This is a genomic window from Acetobacter zythi, assembly GCF_963921165.1.
In the GTDB taxonomy this organism is placed as follows: Bacteria; Pseudomonadota; Alphaproteobacteria; order Acetobacterales; family Acetobacteraceae; genus Acetobacter.
The window spans coordinates 1-9032 of sequence record NZ_CAWUEO010000016.1; the positions used below are offsets into that span (position 1 = coordinate 1).

General features: G+C 60.1%; 5 protein-coding genes, 1 tRNA gene and 2 pseudogenes. 4 read left to right on the top strand and 4 right to left on the bottom strand.

The window, feature by feature from the left end; all coding sequences use genetic code 11:
- Positions 1 to 38 precede the first annotated feature (38 nt).
- Positions 39 to 115 (top strand) — tRNA-Met (locus AABE20_RS08355).
- A gap of 174 nt (positions 116 to 289) precedes the next feature.
- On the opposite strand, the gene AABE20_RS08360 is transcribed toward AABE20_RS08355, so the two are convergent.
- The 3 genes from AABE20_RS08360 to AABE20_RS08370 are packed head-to-tail and all read right to left on the bottom strand — an operon-like array spanning position 290 to position 5662.
- Positions 290 to 3463: an error-prone DNA polymerase gene (locus tag AABE20_RS08360; RefSeq protein ID WP_338332656.1), complete on the bottom strand. Its 3174-nt coding sequence runs from the start codon at positions 3461 to 3463 to the stop codon at positions 290 to 292.
- Positions 3460 to 4983, bottom strand: coding sequence for a Y-family DNA polymerase (locus tag AABE20_RS08365; RefSeq protein WP_253544411.1), 1524 nt, complete (start codon positions 4981 to 4983; stop codon positions 3460 to 3462). Before AABE20_RS08365 ends, AABE20_RS08360 begins: the two co-directional genes overlap by 4 nt.
- Positions 4898 to 5662 carry an ImuA family protein gene (locus AABE20_RS08370; protein ID WP_253544409.1) on the bottom strand — a complete coding sequence of 255 codons (765 nt, stop codon included), beginning with the start codon at positions 5660 to 5662 and terminating at the stop codon, positions 4898 to 4900. The genes AABE20_RS08365 and AABE20_RS08370 overlap by 86 nt, the downstream gene beginning before the upstream one ends.
- Positions 5663 to 5819: 157 nt before the next feature.
- On the opposite strand from AABE20_RS08370, the gene AABE20_RS08375 reads away from it, so the two are divergent.
- Together AABE20_RS08375 and AABE20_RS08380 are read left to right on the top strand one after the other, a co-directional pair.
- On the top strand, positions 5820 to 6677 hold the full coding sequence (locus AABE20_RS08375; RefSeq protein ID WP_253544407.1) for an ATP-dependent helicase: 858 nt from the start codon (positions 5820 to 5822) through the stop codon (positions 6675 to 6677).
- 57 nt (positions 6678 to 6734) lie between these two features.
- Complete coding sequence (locus tag AABE20_RS08380; RefSeq protein WP_081500010.1) at positions 6735 to 7766, top strand: tyrosine-type recombinase/integrase; 1032 nt, start codon at positions 6735 to 6737, stop codon at positions 7764 to 7766.
- A gap of 43 nt (positions 7767 to 7809) precedes the next feature.
- Here the strand turns inward: AABE20_RS08380 and AABE20_RS08385 are convergent.
- Positions 7810 to 8292, bottom strand: a pseudogene (locus tag AABE20_RS08385) (IS5 family transposase); the annotation flags it as partial.
- Between the two features lie 67 nt (positions 8293 to 8359).
- On the opposite strand from AABE20_RS08385, the pseudogene AABE20_RS08390 reads away from it, so the two are divergent.
- Positions 8360 to 8958 (top strand): annotated as a pseudogene (locus AABE20_RS08390) (IS3 family transposase); the annotation flags it as partial.
- Positions 8959 to 9032: the final 74 nt, after the last annotated feature.

Consider the following 9032-nt stretch of genomic DNA (forward strand, 5'->3'; position numbering starts at 1 on the left):
CCAAAAACCTCAATTGCAAAATCAACACTCATCACCACCGCGGGGTGGAGCAGCCCGGTAGCTCGTCAGGCTCATAACCTGAAGGTCATAGGTTCAAATCCTATCCCCGCAACCAAGCACAAGTCCTTGATCGGACACGATAAACCCGCCCTAAACAGGCGGGTTTTTTGTTGTCCGGAATCCCACGCAGGATGCACATAGGATGCAGATGGGAGTGAAACTCCAGCGTAGGTTGGGCTCATAACGAGGATTTTCACGATGGCGTGAGCGTAATCGGCGGCCTTATTGATCAGTGGAAATTACGCGATCTGACGACGATACGCTCACCGGCGGAATCGCTGTCATGGGGGTTCTCAGCAGAGGAGCGATTACCGAGGTCCGCGAGCAAGCCGGAAAGGTCAGTGATCTCCTTCGCGACCAGATGCACGACGTCACCTTCCTTCTGGAGCATGCCTGTCACAGCCAGCATTTGTCCGCCCAGCACCACGCGCCGATTTGCGTCGAACATATCGGACCAGATGATGACGTTCATGTTGGCCGTCTCGTCCTCCAGCGTCATGAAGACCACACCTTCCGCCGATCCGGGCCGCTGCCGAACCAGCACCAGCCCTGCCACGGTGAGACGCTTCCCATCCTTTGCCGCCAGCGCCCGCCGACAGGACATGATGTCCCTGGCCTGAAGATCCTCGCGTAGGAAGGTCAGGGGATGATCCCGCAGGGTCAGGCCAAGCCGGTTGTAATCCCGCACCACCTCGGCCCCGTCGCGCATGGGTTGCAGCAGCACATCCGGTTCTTCAGCTTCCCGCGTTACCTGGGCTACCGCAAACAGGGGCAATGGTTCATCGCGCAGAGCCTTGATCGCCCATAGCGCCTCGCGCCGTGCCAGCCCGAGCGAAGGCCGGAACGCGTCAGCCTCGGCCAGATGGGTCAGGGCTGCCGCTTTCACACCGGCCCGACGCCACAGGTCATCGACCGAGGTGAAAAGGCGTGACGCTCGTGCGGCAACAATCCGGGCCGCATCGTCGTTGGCCAGTCCTTTCACCAGACTCATGCCCAGCCGCACGGCAAATCGGCCATCGGACTTTTCCGGCCCTTCCAGAGTGCTGTCCCAGCGTGAAGCATTCACGCAGACAGGCCGGACGTCCACGCCGTGTTCCCGCGCATCACGGACCAGTTGTGCCGGCGCATAGAAACCCATCGGCTGGCTGTTCAGGAGCGAGGCCAGAAACACATCCGGATGGGTGCATTTCATCCACGACGACGAATAGGCCAGAATGGCGAAACTGGCCGCGTGGCTCTCGGGAAATCCGTAAGAACCGAAGCCTTCCAATTGCTGGTAGATCCGCTCGGCGAATTCCTCATCATACCCATTGGTGCGCATGCCCTCGATCAGGCGTGTCTGAAACTGCGAGACTGTGCCCGTATTTTTGAAGGTCGCCATGGCACGGCGCAACTGATCGGCTTCGGCGGCGGTAAATCCCGCACAGATCATGGCGACCTGCATCGCCTGTTCCTGAAACAACGGGATCCCGAGAGTCTTTTTCAGAACCTTTTCCAGTTCCGGGGTGGGATAGTTTTCCGGTTCGATCCCTTCACGCCTGCGGAGATAGGGATGGACCATATCCCCCTGTATGGGGCCGGGACGCACGATCGCCACCTCAATGACGAGATCGTAGAACACCCGCGGCTTGAGCCGTGGCAGCATGGACATCTGTGCCCGGCTCTCGATCTGGAACACACCGATCGTGTCAGCCTTGCGGATCATGGCGTAGGTGCGCGGATCTTCAGCCGGGAGGGTCTGGAGCGTGAAGTGCTGGCCCTTGTGTTCGGCCAGAAGGTCCAGCCCCTTTTTCATGCAGGTCAGCATGCCCAGGGCCAGAATATCGACCTTCATGAATTTCAGGACGTCAATATCGTCCTTGTCCCATTCGATGATCTGGCGAGCCTCCATCGAGGCCGGCTCAATGGGCACAAGCTCATCCAGCCGGTCATGCGTCAGCACAAAGCCGCCGGGATGCTGTGACAGATGGCGAGGTGTCCCGATCAGGCAACGTGCCAGGTCGAGTGTCAGGCGGATGCGCCGCTCGGACAGATCAATACCGGTGTCATTCAGGGCGTCATCGTCCAGTTTCCGTCCCCAGCCATGAATTTGGCCTGAGAGGGTTCGGATCAGGTCTTCCGGCAGACCCATGACCTTGCCAACGTCACGGAGCGCCCCTTTGGCGCGATAGCGGATGACGACCGCCGTCAGGGCCGCCCGATCACGTCCGTAATGCTCATAGACCCACTGGATGACCTGCTCGCGTCGTGCGTGCTCGAAATCGACGTCGATATCCGGCGGCTCGCCTCGCTCTTCCGAGACGAAGCGTTCGAACAGCAGCGAATTGCGGGCCGGATCGATGGCAGTGATGCCGAGTACATAACAGACGGCGGAATTGGCCGCCGATCCACGGCCCTGACAGAGAATATCCTGGGAGCGGGCATAGCGGACAATGCTGTTCACGGTCAGGAAATACGGCGCATAATTCATGCGGCCGATCAGGCCGAGTTCATGGTTCAGGCTTTTGCGGACCTCCTGCGGAATGCCCTCTGGATAGGTCCGTGCCGCAGCTTCCCAGGTCAGCGTTTCCAGCGCCTGCTGGTGCGTCTGGCCCGGAACTGACACTTCATCGGGATACTGGTAAGCCAGATCATCAAGTGAGAACTGGCAGCGCTCCACGATCTGCATGGTGCGGGCGACCGCTTCCGGATAACGCACGAACAGCCTGGCCATTTCCTGAGGCGGTTTGAGATAGCGGTCGGCATGACGTTCGCGGACAAAGCCTGCCTCATCGATGGTGGTGTTGTGGCGGATGCAGGTCACGACATCCTGCAGAATGCGCCGGTCATGGGTGTGAAACAGCGCGTCGTTGGTTACAACGGTTGGCACACGTGCCTGATGCGCCAGGTTCGCCAGTTCATAAAGCCGCATCTGGTCATTGGGACGGCGCAGCAGGGTGAGCGCCATGTAGGCGCGATCGGCAAAAGCCTCTTTCAGTTTGCGAAGATGCAGGGCGCAGGCATCATCCGCCGTGTCCGGGATCATGACGACGAGCAGGCCCTCGCCCCAGGCGATCAAGTCTTCCCAGAGCAGATGGCATTTCCCTTTGCCGGCTCGGGCCTTGCCAAGGCTCAACAGACGGCAAAGGCGGCCGTAAGCCGTGCGGTCGGTCGGATAGACCAGTACTGGCGGGAAATCAGCCAGGTCGAGGCGACAGCCGACGACAAGCCGGACGCCGGTAGCCTTCGCCGCTCCGTATGCCTGCACCATGCCTGCCAGGGAATTACGGTCGCAGATACCGAGGGCTTCGATGCCTAGCGCTTTTGCCTGTTCGAACAGTTCGATCGGCGAGGAGGCTCCACGCAGGAACGAGAAATAGGTCGTCACCTGCAGTTCAGCGTAACACGGTGCCGAGCTGCTCACCCGAAAATTCCGTGCAGAAACCAGCCCTGCGAGCCGGTCTCGCCATGTTCGCCATCACCTGCACGGTAGAGCCAGAACCGCTCGCCGCTCGTATCCTCCACCCGGAAGTAATCCCGGGCGATGGTCAGTTCGGCGTCATTCTTCCACCATTCGCCAAAGACACGCTCCGGCCCGTCGGCGCATTTCACTTTCCGTCGCACGCCGCGCCAGATGAAGAACAGCGGCGGCTGATCTGGCAGCTCCGCCATCGCCTGCACCGGTTCCGGCCGCGCCAGCAGGCGGGTAGGGCGAGGCCAGTGGTCTGGCCAGTCCTTTGTCTCCTCGGGCGCCAGTGCAGGCACACGGCAGAAGGAGCGTTCGGGCAGGTCGCTTTCCACCGGGGCAAACCGGTACAGCGCCTGCGTGCCCACACGATTGGCCAGTGTGTCGACCAGGTCGGACACATCGACCTCTTCCTCCGCAATCAGGGAGGACACGGTCTGCCGCCGGTCCATCGGTTCGGCCAGGGAGGCAACCAGCACCATGCGTTCAATGCCGAACCCGGGGTCGATGGTTTCGATCTTCTCGCACAGCAGCCGGGTCAGGCGTTTGACGTCGCGCACCGGCATGGCCGTGGCCACCCGGATCGCTTCGGTGCGGCTGTCCACGCGATGCAGCAGCAGGTCGAGACGGCGCACGCCCTGCCCACGTTCGTCCAGCCTCTGGCAGAGCAGCGGCACCAGCTTGCCGATATAACGGGCAATGGTCTCGGCCGCGCCGATGGGTTCGGCGAAATTCCGGCTGACCTCGACCGGATCAACCGGGCGGACTGGCACGATGGCTTCACCAATACGCCCGAACGCCTGATCCAGCCTGCGGGCCACATCCGGGCCGAAACGCAGCGCCAAAGGTGCACGGGGCATGGCGGCAAGCGGTCCGATGCGGGATACGCCCAGCGTGGCCAGACCCTCAATGATAGGGGAGGGCAGGCGGAGTGCTTCAACGGGCAGGTCGGCCAGTGCAGAGGTCGTTTTATCTGAAGGGACAGCCCCTATCGCTAACCGGCCATAGCGGGCCATGGCGTGCGCGGCACCCCAGGTGTCCGCCACAATGGCCCGGGCACGGAAGCCGGCTCCTGCCATGCGGTGAACCATATCCTTGAGCATAGGAAGCTCACCCCCATGCAGGTGATCCGCCCCCGTTGTGTCGAGCACCAGCCCGTCCGGCGCATCGACTGCCACGATGGGCGCGACCCGGTGCTGGAACCACAAAGCGAGTTTTTCCAGTCCCAGCCGGTCGCCTTCGGGATCGGCGTCCATCAGCACCAGATCGGGATACAGCGCCTGGGCCTTGGCCACCGGCGTGCCGGAGCGCAGCCCCAGCTTGCGGGCGGCCAGATCGACCGACAAGACAATCCGTCGTCGCCCTTCCCGTCCGACAAGGGCCAGCGGCGTTTCAGGCGTGGGCGCGTCTGGTCCAAGTCGTTTCCTGATCCGGTCGGTCGGCCAGAGCGGCAGATAAAGAGAGACGACCCTTGCCATCACAGGCCTCCACTTCAAAATCGGCACATTCGCCCGCACGGGCACGGATCAGTTCCAGCAGCCAGCGCGGTCTTCCCACACCGGGCACCGGCAATGGCACGGACGGCAGGACGGAGACCCGCCAGCGTGTGACGGAAGCGGTCGGCTGGCCAAAATCCGCCGCGTCCGTCTGTCGTCGCCAGCGGCGTATCGCGATGCCCAGAGAGCCTGATGTCTCGGCAGCCAGTTGCAGGCGACGAGAGGCCGTCATGGACAGACGGGCCACTTCGGCGACAACGGCTCCGAGGCCGCCATGTCGCAGTCCTTCCTCGAAACACGCCAGCACATCGACGTCCGAAGTTGCCTCTACAAAAATTGTTCGCCGTGCCGACAGCCCGACCTGTTTCAGGGAGGGGGCGAACACGTCCTGACGGGTGACGATCCAGAGCACCTTACCGCGCGTGCGGGCTGCAATCCCGGCGCAGAACTGACCGGCGGCGGCACTGTGCAGGGCATCATTCCCGCCGCCCGCCACCTCATGCAGAGCGCCCAGCGCCAGACCACCACCAGGCAGGCGGCTGTCGATCTCGCACACGCCAAAGGGCAGCATCCTGCGGCGTCGGTCGCTGTGTCCTTCGAGACGGCTGATCGCGGCCCGCAGCGTCTCCAGACCGGGTTTTTTATTGAGTTCAGCAGTCATTTCACGGCTCGATGTCCCTTGTGCAGGTGCATTTCATGATTATATGTTCGTGATTTGTTCTGATGCGGCGATGGAAGTCAATGCAAATTCGCACTGCCTTAGGCATGATGCAGGACGCATAACCACCCGGAATTATTGGTGAAGGTAGCTTAAGGAATTGAATTCAGAGACTTCTCCCATCCAAAACAGTGACGATTATCTGTCCCGTCTGAATGACGCCCAGCGACAGGCTGTCACGCATGGGACCGAAGTCTCGTCGGGTGGGGCGGATTCATCCCCGCTGCTGGTCATCGCCGGGGCTGGTTCGGGCAAGACCAACACACTGGCCCACCGGGTCGCGCATCTGATCGCCTCGGGCGCCGATCCGCGCCGCATCCTGCTGCTGACCTTCTCGCGGCGGGCCAGTGTCGAGATGACGCGGCGCGTGGAGCGCATCTGCAAAACGGTGCTCGGCGACAAGACCGGACCTCTGGTTGACGCGCTGGCCTGGGCCGGGACGTTTCATTCCATTGGTGCGCGGCTGCTGCGGGAGTATGCCCAGCAGATCGGCATGGATCCGGCCTTCTCGATCCATGACCGGGAAGATTCCGCTGACCTGATGAATCTGATCCGGCATGATCTGGGGTTTTCGAAAACCGAGAAGCGGTTCCCCGGCAAGGGCACGTGCCTTGCCATTTATTCCCGTGTGGTGAATTCCGGCACGCCGCTCGCCGATATGCTGCTGAAGCATTATCCGTGGTGCGCGGGCTGGGAAGCCCAGCTCAAACAGCTCTTTGCAGGCTATGTCACCGCGAAGCAGGAACAGGGCGTGCTGGATTACGACGATCTGCTGCTGTGCTGGGCGCAGATGACCAGCGACCCGGTTCTGGCCGCTGATATCGGCGGCAAATGGGATCATGTGCTGGTCGATGAGTATCAGGACACCAACCGGCTGCAGGCGGACATTTTGATGGGCATGAAGCCCGACGGTCGAGGCCTGACGGTGGTGGGTGATGACGCGCAGAGCATCTTATAAGTTAGTTGGAATACATCGGCTTGAATCTATACCTTCGTGTCGCAAAGGGAGGGTACGATGCCTGAGCCTAAATGGTCACGATATCCGCAGGTTTCTGAGAACTCTCAAGGATGCTTATGGCTTTCGTTGCTCGACAATCTTGGCCGTTCGCCCGCTACCATAGACGCCTATGCCAGAGGTCTGGAACAGTATCTGTTTTTTTGTGAGGCAGCAGGTGTTGCTCCTGAGGCAGCAACTTTGAGTCATGTTTCACTATTTGTAAGGTATTTACGTGGAGAAGACGTTCCTTTCCTATCCACTCGCGCTGCTGTGAGCAATGCTACGCTTCATCAGCGCCTGTCCGCCGTCCGACTTTGGTATGATCATTTGGTCTTTGAAGGAATCAAACATCGAAATCCGGTGCCGCGAGGGCAGGCGGTTGTAGGGCGCGGCCCACTCTCGGAGCATGTCGGGTTCAGGTATGGTTTGGTACGTCGTTCCAAATTACTGCCATATTTGCCATCTGACGAAGAATGGGCTCGCTTGCAAGAAATAGTCGCACAGGAAACAGTCAGAAATCGCCTCATGTTCGCCTTGGCCTACTATGGCGCACTGCGCCGAGAAGAGTTAGTAGGTTTGAGGGTGTCGGATATTGACCCTGCGAGACGTCTCCTCACTATTCGGGCTGAGACGAGTAAAAGTGCACACGCTCGAGTGGTTTGTTACTCAGCAGTGATTTGTCCTGTGTTGGCAGTGTATTTACATCGTCGACGCGGTGCGACAACCCATTCAGGTGCCTTGTTTCTGTCTGAGTCAGATCGAAACTTTCGACAGCCCATAACGAAGTGGTCATGGAGCAAAACTGTCAGACGTCTTGCCCTTCAAGCCGGCATACCGGCGTTCAGTACTCATACCTTGAGACATCTGAGACTGACGCACTTGGCCCGGTCAGGCTGGCGTCTGCACGATATCGCAACGTATGCCGGACACCGCAATGTTCAAAGTACGACACTTTATATCCATCTATCTGGTGAAGATCTTCTCCGTAAAATCGCACACTCGGTCGAACAGATGGATATGAATCTTGGTAACAGGGTCTTCGGAGGATAGAACAGTGGCCGAATATCAGGTTTCTCAGAGCCTGTTTGGAAAGTCATGGATGAGCGTTTCTTCGGATGAGATTGGCCCCCATGGCGACGAAGATCATGGCCTGTGAGACATCGATGCGGCGCTCGTAATCGCGCACGAGGCGTCGCCAGCGGGTCATCCAACCGAACGTCCGTTCGACGACCCAGCGTCGGGACAGAACCTCGAAGCCTTTAGCCCCGTTACGGCGGCGGATGATCTCGACGACGAACTCCAGATAAGCCGCCTTGTCCATCAGTTGGAGGCGGTCATAGGCGCCATCGGCAAACAGGTGCTTCACCCAGGGCCAGCGTTTACGGATCGCATCCAGGATCATCTGTGCGCCTGCGCTGTCGGAGATGTCGGCCGGTGTCAGGTTGAGCATCAGCAGGCGCCCGTCCGTATCGACGGCGATATGCCGCTTGCGCCCGACCACTTTCTTGCCGGCGTCATAACCCCTTGTCTTTGCATGAGGCGCCTTGACGCTTTGGCTGTCGATCACCCCGGCCGACAGAGGTGGTCCCCATTTTTCGGACAGGGCGATAAGCTATCATCTGGCCTGAACGAGGACGGGTTTTATGGGCAAGATTACGCGGAAACGGTATGCGGCAGAGTTCAAGTCACGGGTTGCGCTGGAGGCGATCCGTGGGGAACTGACGCTGGCGGAACTGGCTTCGAAACATGGCGTGCATCAGACGATGATCGCCCAATGGAAGCGCCAGGCGATCGAAGGCATGGCAAGCCTTTTTTCTGGTAAGTCGGTAACGGAACCTTCAGTCAGCCCTGCTGATGTAGAGAAACTGCACGCCAAGATCGGCCAGTTGCTGGTGGAACGGGATTTTTTGCGGGATGCCTCTGCTCGGTTGGGCGTGATCAGAGGCGGCAGATGATTGACCCGAAGAGAGCATGCCTGCCGATAATCCGGCAATGCACGCTGCTGCAACTCAACCGGTCGGGCGTCTACTATCGGCCTGTGCCACAGAGCGAAGCCAATCTGGAGCTGATGCGGCTGATCGACGCCCAGTTCCTGGAAACGCCGTATTATGGCTCACGGCAGATGACATGGCATCTGCGCCGCCAGGGACATGAAGTGGGCCGCAAGCGGGTCCGGCGGCTCATGGCGATCATGGGCCTGCGGGCGATCTACCAGAAGCCGCGCACGACCGGTAACCATCCGGCGAGAGACGCGGGCGTATTCAGGCGGCGATGGTATTGTGGACCTGCTGGTGGGCTTTCCAGTGCCAGGGCAGG

Coding starts and splice junctions, on each gene's coding strand:
- AABE20_RS08370 (WP_253544409.1), bottom strand. CDS start 5,662: ATGACTGCTGAACTCAATAAAAAACCCGGTCTGGAGACGCTGCGGGCC.
- AABE20_RS08380 (WP_081500010.1), top strand. CDS start 6,735: ATGCCTGAGCCTAAATGGTCACGATATCCGCAGGTTTCTGAGAACTCT.
- AABE20_RS08365 (WP_253544411.1), bottom strand. CDS start 4,983: ATGGCAAGGGTCGTCTCTCTTTATCTGCCGCTCTGGCCGACCGACCGG.